Raw genomic sequence first — 22,070 nt, forward strand, 5'->3', positions numbered from 1 at the left:
AAAGTGAATTATCGATAATAATTCACTTTAAATATGGTTTAGCTATATAAATCGGTAACATATTGTTGTGCAACATCACGCCATTGGAATCTCGCTTTATTGGCATTGTTACAAACTTTCTTCCACTGTGCGGCTTTGTTCTTTTTCAATTCTATGGCAGCTTTAAAGCAACTTAGCATGTTGTCTGCTTGCTCACTTGGCGTATCGCCAGTAAAAGTGAAACCATTAGTATTGTGAATAATAGTGTCACTTAACCCGCCAACACTATGGGCTAAACAAGGTTGTCCGGCGCGCATGGATAACATTTGGCTAATGCCGCATGGCTCAAATGAGCTTGGCATTAAAAATAAATCACCAGAGCTGTAAATACTTTCTGACAAGGCTTCTGAATAACCTTTTAGAAAAATAAAGTTACTATTCGTTGCTGAAACGTGCGCTAAAAATTCTTCTAATTTTTTATCGCCACTACCTAATAAAATAAACACGCCAGTATCACTTAATTGCGTTAATAAGTGTTCTAAAGCGGTTTGCCCATCAGGCATTATTTGCTGAAATAATTTTACTTTTTGGTCGGTAATACGTCCGACTGAAGTTAACACTAAAGGCTTAATTAGTTGTTTTGTTTTTAATTTATTAGTTAATTGCTTTAAACGTGTTAACGCGATTAAGTGGGCATTTTCTGTTAATGGCTTGTCAGCTATCCACTTGAAAATCTCGGTTTCTGACAAAGTAATTAACTTATTTAATGTAAGGCTGTTATTGCTTTTAGTGTTTTTTTCAGCGTATTCGCAACCATTTAAAATACCGTGCAATCTGCCATTATCTTTAGCATATTTTAAATCAGCTTCTAATCCTTCGCCGCCAACATAACCGTGCTCTGGGTTACTGGGTAACAATATTTCGTTGGCGTAATTTGGTGAAACGGCATGTACTTTATCTGTCAAATTAATGCCTGAACGCATTGGGTTGTAGCAGTGCGGGTAGCGAGGATCGTTAATTTGATTGTGATTAAACGGCAGTGTTGGAAACCAGGTTTTTAATGAGGATTCATCATCATCAAGTGGCCTGATACCTTGCAGTGATAAGTTGTGAATAGTGTAAACAGTTTTAATGGTTTGCAATTGCTTATATTCAGGATCATAAGCGCGTAATACCGACACCATAGCGGTATGCCAATCATGCAAATGTAAAATATCTATTTTACCAAACACATCACTAATAATTGCTTTTGCCACAGCGGCACTAAATAGCGCAAACTTAGTTGCGTCTTTAGCAAAAGGTCTGTCATCGGGATCATCACAATAAATTGCACCAATGCCACCTAAAGCAAATAAAGGATGCTCTATCACCCATTGTGTGACGTTTTCTTGAGCGTTTTCAATTTTGATTTTGAAAATATCAACGGATTCAAGCTGTCCGCGAAACATAACTTCTAATGAACTAATATGCTGTGCACCAGACAAGGTTGAAAAGCTACCGTAGCCAGGAATGACGACATCAACTTGCTGACCTATTTTAGCTAATGCAATAGGAATGTCGCGAACTACATCGCCAATGCCTCCCACTTTTCCACGTGGTAATGCATCATTTTCTGCCGCAGCCATTAATATTTTCATTCAATACCTTACTTTTTTTTCATTTGATAGAGCTAGCTCTACTCGCTATTAGCAATTGGTTTTAATTACTTAATGTTGATTGAGCTAGCACCATAACACCATTATTTTAAAAGGTTTTCTGGGGGCTTAGGTAATAACACATGGCTTTTCTCTGCCCGTAAAGCTTTTAATGCCAGCAACCGCTTCAGCTACCGCAATTAATTCGCTAAGGGCTTGTTGGGTTTCTTGCGCTAATAGCTCTGGATTTTGTTGGTAAGTGTCTAAATAAACTCTTAATGTTGCGCCTTGTGTACCAGTGCCTGAAAGTCTAAAGACAATACGACCGCCATTGGTTAAATAAATCCTAACACCTTGTGCAACTGTTTTACTGTTATCAACTGGATCGATATATTCAAAATCATCAGCAGATTCAACTGTTGCACCAGCAATAACTTGATCTGGTAGCGTTGCAATTTTAGCTCTTAATTGACCGATCATATCTTGTGCTGCTGCACTGTCTACTGCTTCATAATCATGACGAGTAAAGTAGTCTCGGCCATATTGTGCCCAATGACTGGTGACTATTTCATTTACCGATTGTTTTTTAACGGCAATTAAGTTTAACCAAAAAAGTACTGCCCATAAGCCATCTTTTTCCCTTACGTGGCTTGAACCAGTACCAAAACTTTCTTCACCACATAAGGTGATTTTTCCTGCGTCTAATAAATTACCGAAAAACTTCCAACCTGTCGGTGTTTCATAACATGGAATATCCATCGCCGTTGCTACGCGATCTACTGCACGGCTAGTTGGCATTGATCGGGCAACACCGGCAATGCCTTTGGCATAAGCGGGGATTAAATGCGCATTAGCGGTTAATAGCGCTAAACTGTCACAAGGGTTAATAAAAAACTTTTTACCTAATACCATGTTGCGATCGCCATCACCGTCTGATGCTGCGCCAAAATCTAGCGGATCGTCACCATAAAGTAGGTCAACAAGTTCATGAGCATGAACTAGGTTGGGATCGGGATGACCACCACCAAAATCAGTTAATGGTATGCCATTAATTACAGTGCCTTTTGGTGCGCCTAATCGCTTTTCAATAATTTCTATCGCGTAAGGTCCATTTACCGCATGCATGGCGTCGAAACACATACGAAAATCACCGCTGGTAACTAAAGCTTTCATGGCTTTAAAATCAAATATTGATTCCATTAAATCAGCATAATCACTAACAGGATCAATAATATCAATTTGGCATTCACCTAGTTGTACGCTTGCTAATGTGTCTAGCTCAATATCATCAGCATCAATGCTAAGGTATTGTTCCATTGATAATGTTTCTTGGAAAATAGCGTCGGTTAGTTTTTCTGGAGCAGGACCGCCATTTTCAGCATTAAACTTAATACCGAAATCTTCATCTGGGCCACCAGGATTATGACTGGCTGATAAAATAATACCACCGCAAGCTTGGTTTTTTCGGATTACACAAGAAGCAGCTGGCGTTGATAATATGCCGCCTTGGCCGACTAAAATATGTGAAAAACCATTAGCCACAGCCATTTTGATGATTACTTGAATCGCTTCACGGTTAAAATAACGACCATCACCACCAACCACTAACTTTTTGCCTTGGCAAGGAGCGATAGTATTAAATACCGCTTGTACAAAGTTTTCTAAGTAACCGGTTTGTTGAAATTGCGTTACTTTTTTTCGTAAGCCTGAAGTACCCGGCTTTTGATCGATAAATGCTCGGGTTTTAACTTGCTTAGCTTGTATTTCTTTTTCAGTTGTCATTCTTTTATCCTTGATAAGTCGCTAATACTTTAGAAGCTGATTTTGATTCATTTGCTAGTAAAGTATTTCACTAATTCTTTGTCATTCTCATTTAAATATTTATTTGTAAAGTTTAATCACTTGGCTGTAATTCAAAAATAACAGTGGCTAGCGGGGGGATATTAATAGTAACCCTATTGTCTTGTCCGCCATAAGCATTCGACTGAGAATCAACGCCGCCATTATTGTTAACATTACTACCACCATAAATACTGCTGTCTGTATTTAAACACTCTCGGTAAAAACCCGCTTGTGGTACTCCAACACAATAATTTTGATAACTTGTTGGTGTGAGGTTAACTATCACTAACGCTGGTGCGGTACCTTGTTTGCCTTTTCTCAAATAAATCAAAATAGATTGTTGGCTATTTTGTGAGTCAATCCATTCAAAACCGTTACCATCACAGTCAAGCTCATGTAATGCTGGAATGCTTCTGTAAGTATGATTGAGATCTCTCACTAAAGATTGTACGCCTTTATGGCTATCGTGCTCAAGTAAATGCCAATCTAAACTTTGATCATGATTCCATTCATCGCGTTGCGCAAATTCGCAGCCCATAAACATGAGTTTTTTACCAGGGTGAGTCCACATAAACCCATAATAGGCACGTAAGTTAGCAAATTTTTGCCAATCGTCCCCCGGCATTTTGTTCACTAATGAGCCTTTACCGTGTACAACTTCATCGTGGCTTAATGGCAGTACGAAGTTCTCGCTAAAACTGTATACCAAGCTAAAGGTCATTTCATTGTGATGATGTTGACGATAAATAGGGTCACGCTCCATATATTTTAATGAATCGTTCATCCAGCCCATGTTCCATTTAAAACCAAAGCCTAAACCGCCACAGTCTACGGGTTTAGATACGCCTGGCCAAGCGGTAGACTCTTCGGCAATCATCATTACCCCCGGATTCTTTAAGTAAGAGCGGGTATTAACCTGTTGTAACAAGGCTATAGCTTCTAAATTTTCACGACCGCCGTGAATGTTAGGTAGCCATTCACCAGCTTCTCGACTGTAATCTAAATAGAGCATAGAGGCGACGGCATCAACGCGTAATCCGTCAATATGAAATTGATCTAACCAGTAATTAGCGTTACTGATCAAGTAACTTTGTACTTCTGCGCGGCCGTAGTTGTAAATTAATGTTTGCCAATCAGGGTGAAAACCTTGACGAAGATCGGCATGCTCATAAATGCACGAGCCATCAAATTTACCTGTGCCGTGTTCATCGGTTGGGAAGTGTCCCGGCACCCAATCAAGCAGTAAACCAATACCCGCTTTGTGACAGCAATCAACAAAATATTTAAAGTCTTCAGCGCTACCAAAGCGTGCGGTAGGAGCAAATAGCCCTATAGGTTGATAACCCCATGAACCATCAAATGGATATTCACTTACTGGCATTAATTGCAGGTGGGTAAACCCCATGTCAACCACATAAGGAACCAGTTGTTCAGCAAGTTCTCGATAGGTTAAATATGCAGGCGAGAATTCTGCTTGAGAATTACGTTTCCACGAGCCTAGGTGTACTTCATAAATAGAAATTGCGCCGTTATATGGGTTTGCCGAACTTGCACGTTCATCCATCCATTGCGTGTCTTGCCACTGATAGTTACTGTTATGAATAACTTTTGAGGCAGTGTCTGGTGCGAGTTGCATAGACAAAGCATAAGGATCGGCTTTTAGTGGTTGAATATGATCATATTTATCTGCTATTTCATATTTATAGCTAGTGCCAGCAACAACATTTGGTAGGAATATTTCCCATACGCCTGAGCCTGGGTGTTTACGCATTACATGATGGCGACCGTCCCAATAATTAAAATCACCGACCACGGAAACACGGTTAGCATCAGGGGCCCAAACGACAAAATGGGTCCCTTGCACGCCATCTACTTCTAGCTCGTGTGCGCCCATCCATTGATAAACTTGCTCGTGCGTACCTTCACAAAAAAGGTATAAATCGTCATCATTAATGAGGGAAGGGTAGCGGTATGGATCGTCAATAATAACAGTTCCGCTGGCGTAAGAAACGCGTAAACGGTAGTTAAAGCTATTGCGTCTTCTTCCTAGTGTTCCTTCAAAAAGTCCTGCTTTATCAATAAGATTAAGCTCGGCCACCAAATTGTTTGTTTTGTTGTCAATTACTTCAACTGTTTGTGCTTCAGGTAAAAAAGCACGAACAATTAAACCGCTGGTTGTTGGATGCTGATGCATACCTAAAACAGCGAATATATCTTGGTGTTTTACATTAACTATTGCTGTAACTTCTGCACTATCTAACAAACTTTTTGCTAGGTTATCCATTATGTATTCCTAGTAACCGGTAAATAAAAGGTTTGGCTATATAAATTACTTTAACTTAAATGACTAAACCTAAAGGTAAGTGATTAAATACTTACCTTTAGTTATTTTCAAATAAAGTTTACTGGGGTAATTATTCGATATTTTTAAGGGCAAGAGCGTTAATCATAGCACTTGTTACTAGCACTACACCTTTAGCGGTAACTCTAAAGCCGTTTGCTCTATCTTGCTCATGATCAATACCAATTGTCATACCTTCAGGGATAATACAGCCGCGATCAATGATGGTTTTTTTAATTTGACAAGAGCGACCAACAACCGCGTCGGGTAAAATAACAGATTCATCAATATCACAATAAGAATTAATTCTTACTTTGGAAAATAATAAAGATCGCCTTACTGTTGAGCCTGAAACCACAACGCCACCAGATACGGTTGAGTCAATAGCGATACCGCGTCGAGTGTCTTGGTCGAATACAAACTTAGCTGGCGCAGTTTGCTCTTGGAAAGTCCAAATAGGCCAATTTTCATCATACATATTAAGTTGAGGCTCTGGCGCTACTAATTCCATATTTGCTTCCCAGAATGAATCTAACGTACCAACATCGCGCCAGTATGGTTGTTTATCATCATCAGGGTCTTGAAACGGGAAAGCAAATACGCGATGAGACTCAATAATTTTTGGAATAATGTCATTACCAAAATCGCCACTTGAGCTGGTATGCGCGGCATCTTTTTCTAATTGTTCAAATAAAAATTCAGTATTGAAAACATAATTACCCATTGAGGCTAATGCTTTTCCTGGTTTACCTGGAATTTCTGAAGGGGTAGCCGGTTTTTCGTCAAATCGACAAACACGGTGACTTTCATCAACTGTCATTACCCCAAAAGCACCAGCGGCTTCTTCAACAGGAACTTCAATACAACAAACCGTCATGTCTGCTTCATTAGCAACATGTTTGGCAAGTAATGGTCCGTAATCCATACGGTAAACATGATCACCTGATAAAATCATCACATATTTTGGTAACTCATCTCGAATAATATCAATGTTTTGAAAAACAGCATCAGCGGTACCTAAATACCAACCTTCGCCTTTTTGTTGAGAGGCAGGCAGTATTTCAATAGATTCGCCTAACTCTTTTTTGAAGTGTCCCCAACCACGGTTTACATGACGAATAAGAGAATGCGATTTATATTGAGTGGCAATACCAATACGTCGAATACCTGAATTAATACAGTTAGATAACGGAAAGTCAATAATTCTAAATTTTCCGCCAAAATAGGTTGCAGGTTTTGCTCGATTATCGGTTAATTCAAATAAACGAGAGCCTCGTCCTCCAGCTAACACTAGTGCATAAGTCTCTTTTGTTAAATTACTTATTCTTCGTTCTTCGTAGTTGGTCATATGGTCACCTTTAAAATCCTTTATTGAAGTAAGTATTTTTTACTTAATTGCTTTTATTTAATTATTATTGCTACTTGTTCTTAAACATTTTCTTAATCATTGCTTTTATACTGCGAATTACTTTATAACTTTTACGTCCATGCTTTGTATTGATTTACATTAAGAAAAGCTACAACTTCCAAATTTCATCCCTATATTGACTAATGGTGTAATCACTAGAAAATACGCCACTTGCTGCGGTATTTAAAATACTTACCTTGGTCCATAATGTTTGATCTTGGTAAAATTTATCCACCTCTCTTTGTGCTCTAAAATAACTATCAAAGTCATATGCGGTTAACCACATATCATGCGGATCACGAATGTTTTTTATAATGGCATCAAAAATACCCGGTTCGAATAAATTAAAATGACCACTTTCTAACAAGTGCATTACCGCTGATAGTGTTTCTGAATTGGCAATAATGTCGTTTGGTTGATAATTTTCACGAATAGCTGAAACTTCATGGGCTTGTGCACCAAATAGGAAGAAGTTACTAGCGCCAACCGCATCTCTTATTTCAATGTTTGCCCCATCTAAAGTGCCAATAGTAAGTGCACCATTCATCATGAACTTCATGTTCCCCGTGCCTGATGCTTCTTTACCTGCGGTGGATATTTGTTCAGATAAGTCGGTAGCAGGACAAATAACTTCCATTGCTGATACGTTGTAATTTGGAATAAAAGCGACTTTAAGGTAGGGCGCTGCTTTAGGATCTAAATTAATAGTATCAGCTACATTATTAATCAGTTTGATGATTTGTTTGGCCATAACATAGCCTGGTGCTGCTTTACCGCCAATAAGCACACAACGCGGAGTAATGTCAGCAATGTCACCTTTGCGAATACGATCATACAAGCCAATAACGTGCAAAATATTAAGCAGTTGACGTTTGTATTCATGAATACGTTTAACTTGTACGTCAAACATCATGTTGACGTCGAATTTAACGCCGGTAGTTTGTTCAACTAAATCGGCTAAAACTTGTTTATTGGCTTTTTTACTGTCGCGCCATTGTTGTTGGAAGGCTTTGTCTTCTGCAAATTGTTGAATTTTTGCAATATCTGCAAAATTAGCCACCCAATTTTTACCTATTTTACTGGTGATAATTTCGCTTAAGCTGGTATTACAGTGCGACAACCAACGGCGTGGGGTAACGCCATTGGTTTTATTATTGAATTTTGCAGGCCATAACTGATAAAAGTCGTTAAACAATCCCGCTTTTAATAACTCAGTATGTAAAGCGGCAACACCATTTACTGAATAACTACCAACAATAGCTAGGTGTGCCATTCTTATTTGGGGCTCATGTCCTTCTTCAATAATGGATAGTGTTTGTTGTTTATAACAATCCCCAGGCCATGCTACGGCAACTTCGCGTAGAAAACGGGCATTAATTTCGTAAATAATCTCTAAGATTCGTGGTAGTAAATGTGCAAATAATTTTACTGGCCACTTTTCTAATGCTTCAGGTAATAATGTGTGATTGGTATACGCCATAGTTTGTGTAGTGATGCTCCATGCAGCATCCCAAGGAATACAATAATCATCCATTAAAAGGCGCATTAATTCTGCCACGGCGATGCTTGGATGGGTATCATTTAACTGAAAAGTATTAAGCTCAACAAACTTATCAAAGCTATTGCCATGGTTTTCAATGTAACCGTTGATGGTATCTTGCAGTGATGCGGAAGATAAAAAGTATTGTTGACGTAAACGTAGCTCTTTACCATTTTCACTGCTGTCATTTGGGTATAGCACCATGGTAATTTGCTCAGCAAGATTTTTACGCGCTACCGATTCGGTATAACTACCGGCGTTAAACTCTTCTAAATCAAACTCATCAGTGGCTTCAGATTTCCATAATCTTAAAGTATTTACTATGCCATTTTGATAACCAGGAATAGGCATATCATAAGGTACGGCTAATACATCTTGGGTATTATTCCATTGACGATATTGTTGACCGTTGCGTTTATTAATGACATCAACATTACCGAAAAACTTCACGCGGACGGTTTTTTCTGGGGCGGCTATTTCCCATGGATTGCCATTACGTAACCAATTATCTGGTTGCTCAATTTGATTACCGTTTTTGATTTTTTGATTGAACATACCGTATTCGTAACGAATACCATAACCAATCACCGATAAGGATAAGCTCGCGCAACTATCTAAGAAGCACGCGGCTAAACGTCCTAAACCACCATTACCTAAACCAGCGTCATGTTCAGCTTGTTCGACATTTTCTAATTCACAGCAATAACCTTGCAGAGCATCACGCACGGTTTCGTCTAAATCTAAATTTAAGACGGCGTTATTAAGGGTACGTCCCATTAAAAATTCTAAGGAAATATAAGAAACACGACGTTGACTGCCGCGTGATTCTCGAGTTTTTCGCCATTGTGCGACTAAGCGATCGCGAATAGTGATAGCGAGGGCGTTATAAAGGTAAATATGTGATTCTTGAACCTTGTCACGACCTAATGAAAAGTGGAAGTGACGTGCTAAATCTTCTGCAAATGTGTGCTCATTCATTAAAACGCTGTCATCAGAGGTAGTGATTTCGCAGAAACCTTTGTCTTTTTTCATTAATCGGTATTCCTGTTTTTTATTAGCGGCTTTTGAATGGGGCTTATCCTAATGTTGATTAGCACCTATTAAGTTGTAATGTATTAATTCTAAACTATAAATAAACGTTATTCCGTGTCACTTAACAGCACAATTGTTGAAAATGGCAGCATAGTAATCATTCGCTCTGCGGGTATATTACGTAATTCACCCTGTTCAGTATTCGAGCTAGTATCAACCATTACTTGCCAATGATTGATACTGTCTATCTCAGGTAATTGAAACTCAACTGTTTCTTCGCCTGCGTGAAATAAACATAACAACACGGGGGTGTTAGGTGCTTTTTCTTCAATTAAATAACCTAAGGTTGCCCCATGATGCGAGTGCCATTGATCTTTTTGCATTTCAAAACCCGATGGGTGATACCAAGTAATATCAACGGTCGATTTTTTATCTTCTTTATGAATAAAGCGATCGTGGCTTAACATAGTAAATTTTTTACGTAATGCACTTAAGCTTGCGGTAAAGGCTGTTAGCTCTTGCGCATATAAGGCGTTTTCGTTCCAGCTTAACCAATTTAATTCGTTGTCTTGGCAGTAGGCATTATTATTACCTTTTTGCGTGCGACCAATTTCATCGCCAGCAAGCAGCATAGGTACACCTTGCGAAAGCATCAAAGTTGCCAACATATTTTTAATTTGGCGTAAACGAACAGCCAAAATATTAGGATCAGTTGTTTCACCTTCTACGCCATGATTACGAGCAAAGTTATCAGAGTGGCCATCACGATTATTTTCACCATTGGCTTCGTTGTGACGATCTTGATAACTGACTAAGTCATATAAGGTATTACCATCGTGGCTAGTTAAAAAGTTGATGCTAGCAAAAGGCTGGCGGCCGCTATGTTCAAAAATATCACTAGAGCCATGAATTCTACGCGCAAATTCAGGTAATAAGCCTTTGTCACCACGCCAATATCGGCGCATGGTATCGCGGTATCTGTCATTCCACTCAGACCAAGGCGACGGGAATCCACCGAGTTGATAACCACCAGGGCCAATATCCCAAGGCTCAGCAATTACCTTAACACTATTAAGAATAGGGTCTTGTAAAATAGCGTCTAAAAAGCCATTGCTTTTATCAAAGCCATGTAACTCTCGACCTAATATAGTCGCTAAATCAAATCTAAAGCCATCAACGCCCATTACTTGCACCCAGTAACGTAGGCTGTCCATCACCATTTGCATCACGCGTGGATGACTAATGTTAATAGTATTGCCACAACCGGTATCGTTAATATAATAACGTGGCTCTGATGGGTTTAAGCGATAATACGAGCTATTGTCTATACCACGAAAACTTAACGTTGGCCCTAAACGGTTACCTTCACAGGTATGGTTGTAAACCACATCAATGATCACTTCAAAACCCGCTTGATGTAGTTCATCAACCATTCGCTGAAAATCATGTACTTGATGTTGATTTAAGTAATCTTGATGCGGTACAAAAAATGATAGCGTGTTGTAACCCCAGTAATTAGTGAGTTTTTTATCGGTTAAGAACGCTTCAGAAATAAACTGTTGTACGGGTAATAATTCAATGGTGGTAATACCGATAGCACGATAATGAGCAATCATCGAAGGATGACTTAACCCTAAAAATGAGCCTCGTAACGCTTCTGGTACTTTCGGGTTCAGTTCAGTTAAGCCTTTAACATGACCTTCATAGATAACGGTGTTTTGCCAAGGAATCGGTTTTCTTGGCATAACAGGAGCTGATGGCTCGGTAACAACCGCTTTTAGCATGATGTCAGAGTTATCTCTGGCATCGAAAGACAAGTCTTGTTTTGGATCATGCACATTGTAGGCAAAATGACGCTCTGACCAAGCAAACTTACCTTTTAATACTTTGGCGTAAGGGTCGAGTAATAATTTATGATGATTAAAGCGATGGCCGTACTCTGGACTATACGGACCATAAACTCGGTAGCCATATACCAGACCAACTTTAGCGCCTTTAAGTGAGCCATGCCAAATATTATGCTCGCATTGTGGTAAAGCAAAACGTGCTAATTCTTGATAACCTTGTTCGTCAAAAATACAGAGTTCAATTTTTTCAGCATTGGCCGAAAAAATAGAAAAGTTAACACCTGAATCAGTAACGGTTGCACCTATTGGATAAGCCTTGCCAGGCTCTATTCTATATTGATTCATGTCTCTCCAGTAACGACAGGTTGATTATCTTGCTTGTATCTATAATAATTTTGTGAGTCGCTATTAAATATAAAATACTTTTATATAAAGTAGAATACAAAGTAAAACAATAAAAACTAAACTGCAATTAAAGAATTATCATTTTGTTTTTATTGGTAAAATAAGCCTATTTATTGCAGGCGAACGCAAAACCTTAACTCATACGTTGATGTTAACCATGCTAGTAATATTGATAATTAATTACTTTGTATTTACGTTAAGGTAGTGCTTGTTCAGCTTATTCTAAGAACATTAAGTAAGATCTCTTTTATACTTGACTGTTATTGGGTCGTTTGTACCACGCTATTCTCAGTGCCAAAAGCATTAGGTAAGTATTGATCTGCTTTATAATCATTTTCCCATTCACTATCATTTAACAGATAGCGAAAGTGGAAAGTTCCGCCTTTGGGTAACCTCACCTTGGTTATAAAACTCTTCGTTTTTTTGTTGAATTTCATATCAATGGCTTGCCAGTCATTAAAGTCACCCACAAGCGCTGCATTGGTTACGTCACTTCGATTAAATTCAAAAGTTACTTCAGCTTCATCTTTGGTCTTAAAAAACTTCTTTGTTAGCATTGGTATTCTCCATTTAGCAGGTACTAATAAATTACATTCACTGATTATGCTTTTTTTTAGTGCGGTTTGTTTAAATAAGCACCAGGAATGTGCGTTTTCGATGTAATAATCACCGATTTATATGTCGGTAATATGAAAAGAGCATAAATCGAGCCGAATATAATAATGTGTATAAATTTTGTTAAAGGAATTATTAAAGTAGTGTTAAGATTTTCTAATTAAGAATCAAAAAGTAAATTTATTTGGCTAATGTTTAAGCTATATTTGAGTGGAACTGTGTTTAATGTTTTAAGTAAATTAATTTTATAATTGATAAGGAATTAACATGGATTTGATCGGGAAATTAGCCGATATTGTAGGTTTTCACGAAAGTTATACCGGTACCTTTGGTGATAAGGTATTTGCAACCGATGAAGCCAAACGAGCGTTGTTAAATGCAATGGGCTTTGATTTAGATGATGAATCATTAACCGAATCAATTAATTATTTAGAGCAAAGGCAATGGACTACTATATTGCCAGTGGTTCACATAGCCAAGCTTGAAGAACAAGAACATGCTATTACCATCAGTTTACCTAAAGTTGATGGTTTGCAGCTTGTTTGGCAAATAGTCTTAGAAGAAGACACTGAAAATGTTCCGAGTAAAAATCATAACCAAAATAGAGCTGACAATATAATTGAAGGGAAAATTAATGTTAGCGAACTACTAATTATTGCAGAGGCGAGTATTGGCGAAACCCAATATTGTCAGTACCTGTTAAATTTACCGACACTAACACAAGGCTATCATCAACTTGATGTAAGCTTTTTTAAAAACAATGATTCGTTGCAAGGCTCAGCCAGTTGTCCGCTAATTTATGCACCTAAAACTTGTTACTCGGCACAAACTGCTTCAAATAATAAAATGTGGGGTTATACCGCACAATTATATTCATTTCGTAGTAATGATAATTGGGGCATGGGCGACTTTTCCGATTTAAGTAAATTAGTGGATATTTCAGCCCAACAACAAGCGGCGACCATTGGCTTAAATCCGTTGCACCCTTTGTATGTAAATAATCCTGCGCACCGAAGTCCATATTCGCCATCAAGCCGTTGTTTTATCAATCCTCTTTATATTGATGTAACTCAAATAGCTAACTTTAAATGCTGTCAATTAGCGCAAGATAAGGTTAATAGCCCATTGTTTCAACGTAGCCTTGCCGATAGCCAAGCGGCGGATTTGGTTGATTATCCAGCAGTTGCCAAGCTTAAATATGACATTGTTGAATTGTTGTTTGCCGACTTTTGTGTAAATAAAGCTGACATGGCTTTGCCTGCTAACTCGGCTACCTTGTACCAAACAATGGCGAGCGAATTTGCACAATTTAAAAATAAGCTGGGTAATGATTTACAGCAGTTTGCAACCTTTGATGCCCTATATGAGTATTTTCATAACAATGATGAAAATGTTTTTGGTTGGACAGACTGGCCCGCAGAATATCAAAACCCTAGTAGTGAGGCAGTACGCGAATTTCAAATAAGTCATGCGACACGTATTGATTACTTTTGTTTTTTACAATGGATTGCCGATCAACAGCTAAGTACTGTCAGTCAACAAACTCGCGATAAAAATATGGCTATAGGTTTGTATCTTGATTTAGCGGTTGGTTGTGATGGCTCTGGTTTTGATGTCTGGTCTGAGCAAGACGTTTATGTTGCTGGTGCATCAATTGGTGCACCACCTGATGACATGAACGCATTAGGACAAAATTGGGGATTAACGCCAATTAACCCAGTAGCATTACAAACACAAGGTTATCAACCTTTAGTTAAAGCACTGCGCGCGAGTATGCAATATGCTGGTGCGTTACGTATTGATCATATTCTAGGGTTAATGCGTCAATACTGGGTAGCGCCTGGTATGGAAGCCGATGAAGGTGTTTATATCAGTTTTCCGTGGGACGATATTTTACGTATTATCGCATTAGAATCTCGCCGTAATAACTGTGTAGTGATTGGTGAGGATTTAGGTAACGTACCTGATGGTTTTAGTGAAACTATTCAAAATGCAGGCTTGTTGTCATTTAAGGTTTTATTTTTTGAACGCTGGGATTCAGGTTTGTTTAAACGTCCGGATACTTTTCCTGAGCAATCTGTTGTTACTATTGCTACCCATGATACGGCAACGCTGACTGGTTGGTGGCAAGGCCGAGACTTAGAGTGGCGTCAGCAACTTGAACTATACCCAAATGAGGAAACAGGGCTGGCTGATAGAAATTCACGTACTTTTGAGCGTGAAAACCTTATTGCAGCATTAAATGACTTACAAGTTATTGATATGAACAAAGCGCCATCGTTAAGCCCTGCGTTAATGAACACAGAATTAAGTATTGCAGTGCAAAAATACTTAGCCGTTTCGCCGAGTCATTTACAGTTGATTCCCATTGAGGACGCTTTAGAAATAGCCGAGCAAGTCAATATTCCGGGGACTATTGATCAACACCCTAATTGGTTACAAAAGCTACCTGTGTTATTGGAAGATTTTTGGCAAACTAATTCTATGACAGATATTGTCCGTGCTATGAATGTGGCAAGGCCTAAGTAAGTACTAGGCACTAGGTTTTAGGAGTAGCTCCTAGTATCTAACTTCTAGGGCCTAGGTTTCTCAGCACTAGATTTTAAATCATTAAAATAACATTACAATGAATAAACACAGCAATAAAAATAACATTACCAACGTCAATTCAAATGCAAACTCACTGGTTATTCTCGATTTTGAAACGACAGGCTTATCACCTGATAACGGTGACAGAGCCATTGAAGTAGGTGCGGTAAAACTTGAAAATGGCGTAATACTTGATCGCTTTCAAGAGTTAATGCACCCGGGTAGACGCGTTAGTTCTTTTATTGAAAATTACACTGGCATTACCAATGCTATGTTAAGTAAAGCAGCACCATGTAATGAGGTGATGGCTCGGTTTAGTGATTTTATACAAGGGCATAATCTTGTTGCTCACAATGCCTCATTCGATAAGCGTTTTTTAGACAATGAACTTAGCCATATATCAGCTAATTATGACGGCCAATTTGTTTGTTCGGTTTTACTTTCACGAAGAATAAACCAAAGCGCACCAAGTCATAGTTTATCAAACCTCATTCAATATAAAAATATTCCCTCAAATGGTAGTTTTCATAGAGCCTTATTTGATGCTGAAATGACCGCTAAACTTTGGTTAGTGATGCTTGACGATATTAAGCAACAAACAGGGCTTGAACAAATCCCTTTTGCCTTAGTGCAAAAGCTCACTAAAACCACTAAAGCGAATGTAGCTAAGGTGTTGGCTAGCTACTAATAATATATTTTAAAGCAACTCTTAATTACATACTTAATACTTTCTTAAACTTAATAGGTATTTTAAGTTCAACCTTCTATTATTTATGACAATTTACCTACATTTAGGTGTTGTTTTTTAATAACTGCGACAATTGGTCACAGGTTGTTTTTATTAGCACGCTTTATAATATAGTTATTAAAAACATAATATTTATCTTAAAGTTACTTAATGGAATTACTTCATGTTTAATAAATTCACCCCTGCGATAAAATCGGTGTTATCAGTAAAACTAGCCACAATGTCTTTAGCTTCAGCAGCATTACTTGTTGGTTGTGGCTCAGACAGTGAAAGTGTTATTGAAGAAAATGCACCTTTCACGCTTAATTTTTCCGCTAAAAGTGCAGGTGAAACAGTCGTTTGTGATAGTACTCATAATAACTTTGGTACTGCCGATGATGGTTTACATTCAATTTCGGTAAGTGATTTACGTTTTTACGTAAGTAATGTTAAGTTTTATGATGAAAACAATAATGAGTTAAATGTTGAATTAGACAGTAACGATTTTCAATTAAACCATGAGCAAGGCTTCGTTGGCTTGGTCGATTTAACAAGTAACACTGCAGGTGCTTGTGTTGATGGCGCAACAGAGCGTACTAATGAAAGTATTACCGGTACGGTATTAAATGGTACAGTTGCTAGCGTAAGTTTTGATGTGGGTGTACCACAAGCGGTAATGCAAGATGTTATTGCAACTAATACCCAAGAAGATGCACCAACGCCATTAAACGAAATGTATTGGTCGTGGGCAAGTGGTTACCGCCACTTTGTGATGGAATTTACTATTGAATCTAATGACGTGGCAATAGTAGAGCACGTAGAAGCAGCGGCGGACGTTGCTGAGACTACAGAAGAAATTCATGAAGACAGTGGTGATGATCATAGTGGTCATGCTCATAGCGCTGATGCAAATAGTACAACAGGTACTGGTGCGGTACATTTAGGAAGTACGGATTGTAAAGGAGCAGATGACGTATTCGCTTTAGAATCGCAAAATAGTTGTGGTTTTGTAAATACACCAAAAGTAACGATAAACAACTTTAATTTAGCAACCGATACTGTCGTTATTGATGTTGATGCTATGCTGTTAAATGCTAAGTTTTCAGCGGATGATGGCGAGTCGGTACCTACCGTAAGTTGTCACTCATTTGGCGCTGCCGCTTCTACTGATTGTAGCGCATTGTTCGAAAACTTCGGTTTAAGTACTGTCGATGGCTCTGCGGATGCTGATACCAACCTAGTATTTATTAAAGAGTAACTTAATGCCAAATAACCGACTTTATCGGTTAACTTCAACAAAACTCAGCACAACGATGGTAATAAGTGTAATTAAAGCCATACGTTTACTGAGTTTTGTTATTTTAACGCCCGTATTCATGTCAGGTTGTGATGTTGATTCCAGCACAACTATTAGCGCTTCTGCAGATGAGCAAGACTTGCGCTTGTTATTAGACTTGCCTGATCACATGCCTATTCCTGCTATTCCTGATTTTAACCCACTTACTCAAGAAAAAATCACCTTAGGTCGGTTCTTATTCTACGAAACTAAATTGTCTGCTAATCAAACCCAGTCTTGTGGCTCTTGTCATTTTCAAACAGATGCTTTTGCTGACGGTATAGCAACACCTACAGGCTCTACCGGGCATGTGTTAGCACGTAACAGTCAAGGCTTAAGTAATGTTGCTTATAACGCTAGTTTTACTTGGAGTAATGATACCTTTGTTGAATTAGAAGACCAACTTAACGTACCAATTCGAGCCGATGATCCTATTGAGTTAGGTGTAACCGATGCAGAGCTAGCAACTGTTTTAACCCGTTTTGATGAAGATGAAGAGTATCAACAACTATTTAAAGCAGCTTTTCCAAACAGTGAAAAAAGCAGTGAAACAGGCGTGACTATGAACAAGGTGATATTCTCATTAGCCAGCTTTGTACGCACTATGATCAGTGCTAACAGTCCTTATGATGAATTTTTGCAAGGTGATAAAGAGGCGTTAACCGCACAGCAAAAACAAGGTTTTAACCTATTTAATGGTGAGAAATTTGAATGTTTTCATTGTCATACAGGCGTTAACTTTACGGTATCTTATAAAGATGCCAACACTCTTACAGGCTCATTAGTATTTCCATTTTTTAATAATGGTTTGTACAACGTTAATGATGACGGCAGCTACCCTGAGGTCGACCAAGGTATTTATGATTTATCTGGCGATCCTGCAGATAAGGGAAAATTTAGACCACCATCATTACGTAATATTGAGTTAACAGCCCCGTATATGCACGATGGTAGTATTGGTACATTACGTGAAGTGGTTGAGCATTATGCCCGAGGTGGCACATTAACTACGTCAGGTATTAATGCTGGTGATGGTAAAAATAACCCTTACAAATCAAGTTTTATTCCTGGCTTTGATGCCACTGATGAAGAAATAGATGCAGTAGTCGCTTTTTTAGAATCACTGACTGATTATGACTTCGTTAATAATGAAAAATTTTCAAATCCCCATGAGGATCATTAATGTCTACGCTCGCTTTTAAACTTAGCTTTACCGCTAAGCTTGTTTCATCAATAAAACCAGTTTATTCATCACTTGCTTTATCACTGTTACTTACGGCTGTGAGCACGTCTACCATGGCTCATCAAAAAGTTTCTATGTTTGAAAACAATTCATTGAAAGTGTTAGCTGCAGCAACTTATCGCAATAACAGTATTGTTGAAAATGATGCTGTATGGCAACCGGATGGCTTTTTGGTAGGTGGTGAGGCGTTACCAGCGGAGAAAGGCGTAAGTCTTGATGACGTGCAATTACAAGGTTATCTAAATATAGATAACGATTATTATGTAGCAGCTAAATTAAGTAGTCATAGTCACGGCGGTGAAAATAACCTTGAATTAGAAAACCTATGGATGGGTACCGAGTTTACTTTATTCAATCAAATGTTTTTATTAGAAGGTGGAAAAATGGCAACAGCGGTTACCGACACCTTAAATTACCATGCCTCAATGGATATTTTTGACCAAGCTCCATTATCTGCTGATGTGTTTTTTGGGCGTCATTTTAATGATATTGGCATAAGATTAGCGCTTGTTGAAGGTGCTAATACTACGCCACAAAAAACTCAGCAAATGCCAGTTGATCAGATTGATACTAGTTACAAAGTTGGTTTGGAAATCTTTAATGGCGATAATTTTCCAGCTAGCGCAGGAGAAGGGAGTGTTTCAGCATTTAGTCATTTTGATTTAAGTTACCAAGCTTTTCACACTTCAGCTAAGTTATGGGTGATGTACAGTAAAGCTGAACAAAGAGCGGATGATCGTTATAGCGACTCACATAATCACGGTATTACAGTCGATGATATCGTTGAATCATATTTTACCGGAGATACTATCACGACAGGGCTTTATTTAGATGCCAGTTGGCATACTGAAAATTGGCTTTTAAAAGGTGAATTTGAATGGATGCAAACACAAATTGACGGTCAAGTATTTAGCAGTACTCAAAGTGCTTTTATGGACGCTACCGATAATGCTTACCGCTTAGCGACATCTTTAAAACGTAAACAACATAGTTTACATGTGCAATATGAAATATTAAGTGCTGAAAATAAGTTTAGCCAAACGACACAAACTTTTATCGACCAAGTCGGATTAAATAACGATGGTTTTGAACCGAGCCGATTAAGTGTCGCTTGGCTTTATGCTTTTCATGATAACTTTGTTTTACGTACACAATGGATGAAAGATGAAAGTAACGAGCAATCTCAAATTAATGATGTATTGAGCGTTGGGGTTCAATGGCAATATGATATTTTGTAGGCTGTTGTAGGCGGGAACTTGTTCGCGCTTTTAATTTATAAACGCCTTTAGCTAATAGAGTAATTGTAGGTTTTTTATTACTCTATTAGCGGTTAATCTTGTGTTTTTTATTGAATAGAATCAATTATTCAGCGCTTGATTAAAAGCTTTGCTAAACGCTTCATAATTTTCATATTGTGGCATGTGTCCTAAGCCGTCTAATTCAATCAGTGTTGAGCCTTTTATACGTTTTTGCGTATCAATACCCAATTGTTGGTAATTACCTAACTCACGAGTTACGCCTGGCTTTAACCAACCTCTACCAGGGCCGGTTTTATCTCTGGTGCCGTTAATAATAAAGGTTTTGTTTTTTATTTCTGAAAATCTTGCGACAATATTTTCAGAAAAAATAGGACCGTAAGTTAGCGCATTATTCCAAGCAACAATTTGCCAATCATCACCGGCAAGTTGACCTTTAAGTGGGATTAATAAAGCTTCATATTGCTCATTCCACTTACCATCGTAATAATTTTTTATTTGGTAATTTCTAGCTTTGTCTAAGGTTTTATTGAGCTCGCTATTATAGAAAAAGTTAACGTCTTTAAACTGCGCGTATTTACCGTAATCTTCTAAGCCTATCGAGTTAATCAATATTAACTTATTTACCTCGTTTGGATAATTGGCTGCAAAAGTAGTGGCTAACATACCGCCCATAGAATGACCGACAATATCGGCTTTGTTAATGTGTAAACTATCAAGTAATAATTTAGTATTTAGCGCAAGTTGCCCAAAACTGTATTGGTAATGTTCAGGTTTTGATGATTTACCAAAGCCGATTTGATCGGGAATGATCACACGATAATTTTTTTTGAGTAGATCGTTAGCAACGCGTTCCCAGTAGTAACCTGAAAAGTTTTTACCATGCAGTAGCACTATGGTTGGTTTGGCATTTTCATCATTACCCTTATGGGTATCTGAACTTATATCCATATAGCGCATTTTCAATGTTTGATTTTGTGATTTAAATTCAAAGGTTTTTACGGTAAAAGGGTAGTCAAAACCATCTAATTCTTTGTTGTATTTTGTTGGATGCGCAGCTAAGGCTTGTGACATATAAGTAACAAAGGCAATTAACATTAATCCTAATTTAAAAAAACACCTTGTTTTTATAGCAATCAGTTGTTTCATATTAATCTCATGTGATGGGTTAGTAATAGGGGTTTTGGAGTGTTCGGCCTTCGTTTATTCGTTCGGCCTCAACTTTCGGTTTCAATGTACAGCCTAAAGTTAGCATGTATATTTAAGTGGTAACAAGATTCAATGATCTAAAAGATGTTAACAAACGTATCAGGTATCATTAAGCACCGACCACCGATGGCAATGCAATATAGGCATAATATTATATGTTTTCTTTTTTTAAGCAAAACCCAATTAAAAAATTAGATAAAGCTTACGAAGCTAAACTTGAGCAAGCAATGCTCGCCCAAAGAAATGGCGATATTAAATCTTACGCTATGATTACTGCGGAGGCGGAAAATATTAGAGAGCAAATATTAGCGCTAGAAAACACTAATAACTCTTAATGGTATTACTACTAGATTTACTCTATTTTGATAAAAGGTTAATGCGCATTTATACACGCTTTTTTCTTAATTGATTAGCGCATTCCGCCATGACAATTGCGCCTGCCGTTGACACATTTAACGAGTTACCCATACCAACCATAGGAATATGAATATGTTGATGACTTAATTTAAGGGCTTTTTCACTCACCCCTTTTCGCTCGTTACCTAACACAAGCACACTCTTTTTCGGGTAAGTTACTTCACTGTAATCTACTGAATCATTGCATAGTTCAACACTGTAAACGGTATAACCATCAGTTATTAGCTTTTCTAAACTTCTTACTGTGTTGTCACTGTATTCAATATTGACCCATTTAGCTTCGTTTCTTGATGCTTTTTTAAGTTTTTTATCAGAAATGGTTAATTCACCACAAACAATAATTTTTTCAATAGCAAAAGCATCAGCTAAACGAATAAATGAACCGATGTTATAACTGTTGGTAACGTGATCTAATACAACAACTAATGGGGTTTTAGGTTGGCTTAGGTATTCATTTCTAGTCGGTTTAGTTGTTCTTAGTTCATCTTTGCTAAGTTGTATGTTTGAAGGCGTTAGTGAAGACATAAAAGGGATCTTTTAGTGAATTAATAAGGGCGGTGGAGATGCTATATTTTCCCTTAATAATAACTTTTTTGCTAGGCAATTATTTTTGTCATAATTCGGTCTATTCACTTATACCAATCTGATTA

15 protein-coding genes are annotated in these 22,070 nt (G+C 37.9%); 6 read left to right on the plus strand and 9 right to left on the minus strand.

Going from position 1 to position 22,070, the window contains the following annotated elements; genetic code table 11:
- Nucleotides 1–38 precede the first annotated feature (38 nt).
- The 7 genes from KO502_RS08235 to KO502_RS08265 all read right to left on the minus strand — a co-directional run bounded on the left by KO502_RS08235 (nt 39) and on the right by KO502_RS08265 (nt 12,585).
- Nucleotides 39–1,616 carry a glycogen/starch synthase gene (locus KO502_RS08235; RefSeq protein ID WP_216022103.1) on the minus strand — a complete coding sequence of 526 codons (1,578 nt, stop codon included), beginning with the start codon at nt 1,614–1,616 and terminating at the stop codon, nt 39–41.
- Between the two features lie 126 nt (nt 1,617–1,742).
- A complete protein-coding gene (locus tag KO502_RS08240; protein ID WP_216022104.1) occupies nt 1,743–3,395 on the minus strand; it encodes an alpha-D-glucose phosphate-specific phosphoglucomutase in 1,653 nt (550 codons plus the stop codon).
- Between the two features lie 112 nt (nt 3,396–3,507).
- Complete coding sequence (gene glgB / locus KO502_RS08245; protein ID WP_216022105.1) at nt 3,508–5,739, minus strand: 1,4-alpha-glucan branching protein GlgB; 2,232 nt, start codon at nt 5,737–5,739, stop codon at nt 3,508–3,510.
- Between the two features lie 130 nt (nt 5,740–5,869).
- Entirely contained in the window at nt 5,870–7,144 is a 1,275-nt protein-coding gene (gene glgC, locus KO502_RS08250) for a glucose-1-phosphate adenylyltransferase (protein WP_216022106.1), read from the minus strand.
- A gap of 169 nt (nt 7,145–7,313) precedes the next feature.
- The gene (locus KO502_RS08255) at nt 7,314–9,776 is read right to left on the minus strand and encodes a glycogen/starch/alpha-glucan phosphorylase (RefSeq protein WP_216022107.1); all 2,463 of its coding nucleotides are present in this window, start codon (nt 9,774–9,776) and stop codon (nt 7,314–7,316) included.
- Between the two features lie 107 nt (nt 9,777–9,883).
- On the minus strand, nt 9,884–11,968 hold the full coding sequence (glgX, locus tag KO502_RS08260; RefSeq protein WP_216022108.1) for a glycogen debranching protein GlgX: 2,085 nt from the start codon (nt 11,966–11,968) through the stop codon (nt 9,884–9,886).
- Between the two features lie 320 nt (nt 11,969–12,288).
- A complete protein-coding gene (locus KO502_RS08265) occupies nt 12,289–12,585 on the minus strand; it encodes an isoamylase early set domain-containing protein (protein WP_216022109.1) in 297 nt (98 codons plus the stop codon).
- 325 nt (nt 12,586–12,910) lie between these two features.
- On the opposite strand from KO502_RS08265, the gene malQ reads away from it, so the two are divergent.
- The 5 genes from malQ to KO502_RS08290 all read left to right on the plus strand — a co-directional run bounded on the left by malQ (nt 12,911) and on the right by KO502_RS08290 (nt 19,776).
- Nucleotides 12,911–15,172, plus strand: a complete 2,262-nt coding sequence (malQ, locus tag KO502_RS08270; RefSeq protein WP_216022110.1) for a 4-alpha-glucanotransferase — start codon at nt 12,911–12,913, stop codon at nt 15,170–15,172.
- 97 nt (nt 15,173–15,269) lie between these two features.
- Nucleotides 15,270–15,920 (plus strand): 3'-5' exonuclease, encoded by a 651-nt coding sequence (locus tag KO502_RS08275; protein ID WP_216022111.1) that lies wholly within the window; start codon nt 15,270–15,272, stop codon nt 15,918–15,920.
- Between the two features lie 223 nt (nt 15,921–16,143).
- On the plus strand, nt 16,144–17,217 hold the full coding sequence (locus KO502_RS08280) for an MbnP family copper-binding protein (RefSeq protein ID WP_216022112.1): 1,074 nt from the start codon (nt 16,144–16,146) through the stop codon (nt 17,215–17,217).
- A gap of 4 nt (nt 17,218–17,221) precedes the next feature.
- Nucleotides 17,222–18,478 carry an MbnH family di-heme enzyme gene (locus tag KO502_RS08285; RefSeq protein ID WP_252730645.1) on the plus strand — a complete coding sequence of 419 codons (1,257 nt, stop codon included), beginning with the start codon at nt 17,222–17,224 and terminating at the stop codon, nt 18,476–18,478.
- Nucleotides 18,478–19,776 carry a hypothetical protein gene (locus tag KO502_RS08290; RefSeq protein WP_216022113.1) on the plus strand — a complete coding sequence of 433 codons (1,299 nt, stop codon included), beginning with the start codon at nt 18,478–18,480 and terminating at the stop codon, nt 19,774–19,776. Before KO502_RS08285 ends, KO502_RS08290 begins: the two co-directional genes overlap by 1 nt.
- A gap of 120 nt (nt 19,777–19,896) precedes the next feature.
- Here KO502_RS08290 and KO502_RS08295 read toward each other — a convergent pair whose 3' ends face one another.
- The gene (locus KO502_RS08295) at nt 19,897–20,943 is read right to left on the minus strand and encodes an alpha/beta hydrolase (protein ID WP_252730647.1); all 1,047 of its coding nucleotides are present in this window, start codon (nt 20,941–20,943) and stop codon (nt 19,897–19,899) included.
- 215 nt (nt 20,944–21,158) lie between these two features.
- Here KO502_RS08295 and KO502_RS08300 point away from each other — a divergent pair, with 215 nt between their 5' ends.
- The gene (locus KO502_RS08300; RefSeq protein WP_216022114.1) at nt 21,159–21,338 is read left to right on the plus strand and encodes a DUF6435 family protein; all 180 of its coding nucleotides are present in this window, start codon (nt 21,159–21,161) and stop codon (nt 21,336–21,338) included.
- Nucleotides 21,339–21,387: 49 nt separating this feature from the next.
- Here KO502_RS08300 and KO502_RS08305 read toward each other — a convergent pair whose 3' ends face one another.
- On the minus strand, nt 21,388–21,945 hold the full coding sequence (locus tag KO502_RS08305; RefSeq protein WP_216022115.1) for a TrmH family RNA methyltransferase: 558 nt from the start codon (nt 21,943–21,945) through the stop codon (nt 21,388–21,390).
- Nucleotides 21,946–22,070: the final 125 nt, after the last annotated feature.

The sequence above is a fragment of the Colwellia sp. E2M01 genome, from assembly GCF_018860585.1.
GTDB lineage: Bacteria > Pseudomonadota > Gammaproteobacteria > Enterobacterales > Alteromonadaceae > Colwellia.

Coding starts and splice junctions, on each gene's coding strand:
- KO502_RS08235 (WP_216022103.1), bottom strand. CDS start 1,616: ATGAAAATATTAATGGCTGCGGCAGAAAATGATGCATTACCACGTGGA.
- KO502_RS08240 (WP_216022104.1), bottom strand. CDS start 3,395: ATGACAACTGAAAAAGAAATACAAGCTAAGCAAGTTAAAACCCGAGCA.
- glgB (WP_216022105.1), bottom strand. CDS start 5,739: ATGGATAACCTAGCAAAAAGTTTGTTAGATAGTGCAGAAGTTACAGCA.
- glgC (WP_216022106.1), bottom strand. CDS start 7,144: ATGACCAACTACGAAGAACGAAGAATAAGTAATTTAACAAAAGAGACT.
- KO502_RS08255 (WP_216022107.1), bottom strand. CDS start 9,776: ATGAAAAAAGACAAAGGTTTCTGCGAAATCACTACCTCTGATGACAGC.
- glgX (WP_216022108.1), bottom strand. CDS start 11,968: ATGAATCAATATAGAATAGAGCCTGGCAAGGCTTATCCAATAGGTGCA.
- KO502_RS08265 (WP_216022109.1), bottom strand. CDS start 12,585: ATGCTAACAAAGAAGTTTTTTAAGACCAAAGATGAAGCTGAAGTAACT.
- malQ (WP_216022110.1), top strand. CDS start 12,911: ATGGATTTGATCGGGAAATTAGCCGATATTGTAGGTTTTCACGAAAGT.
- KO502_RS08275 (WP_216022111.1), top strand. CDS start 15,270: ATGAATAAACACAGCAATAAAAATAACATTACCAACGTCAATTCAAAT.
- KO502_RS08280 (WP_216022112.1), top strand. CDS start 16,144: ATGTTTAATAAATTCACCCCTGCGATAAAATCGGTGTTATCAGTAAAA.
- KO502_RS08285 (WP_252730645.1), top strand. CDS start 17,222: ATGCCAAATAACCGACTTTATCGGTTAACTTCAACAAAACTCAGCACA.
- KO502_RS08290 (WP_216022113.1), top strand. CDS start 18,478: ATGTCTACGCTCGCTTTTAAACTTAGCTTTACCGCTAAGCTTGTTTCA.
- KO502_RS08295 (WP_252730647.1), bottom strand. CDS start 20,943: ATGAAACAACTGATTGCTATAAAAACAAGGTGTTTTTTTAAATTAGGA.
- KO502_RS08300 (WP_216022114.1), top strand. CDS start 21,159: ATGTTTTCTTTTTTTAAGCAAAACCCAATTAAAAAATTAGATAAAGCT.
- KO502_RS08305 (WP_216022115.1), bottom strand. CDS start 21,945: ATGTCTTCACTAACGCCTTCAAACATACAACTTAGCAAAGATGAACTA.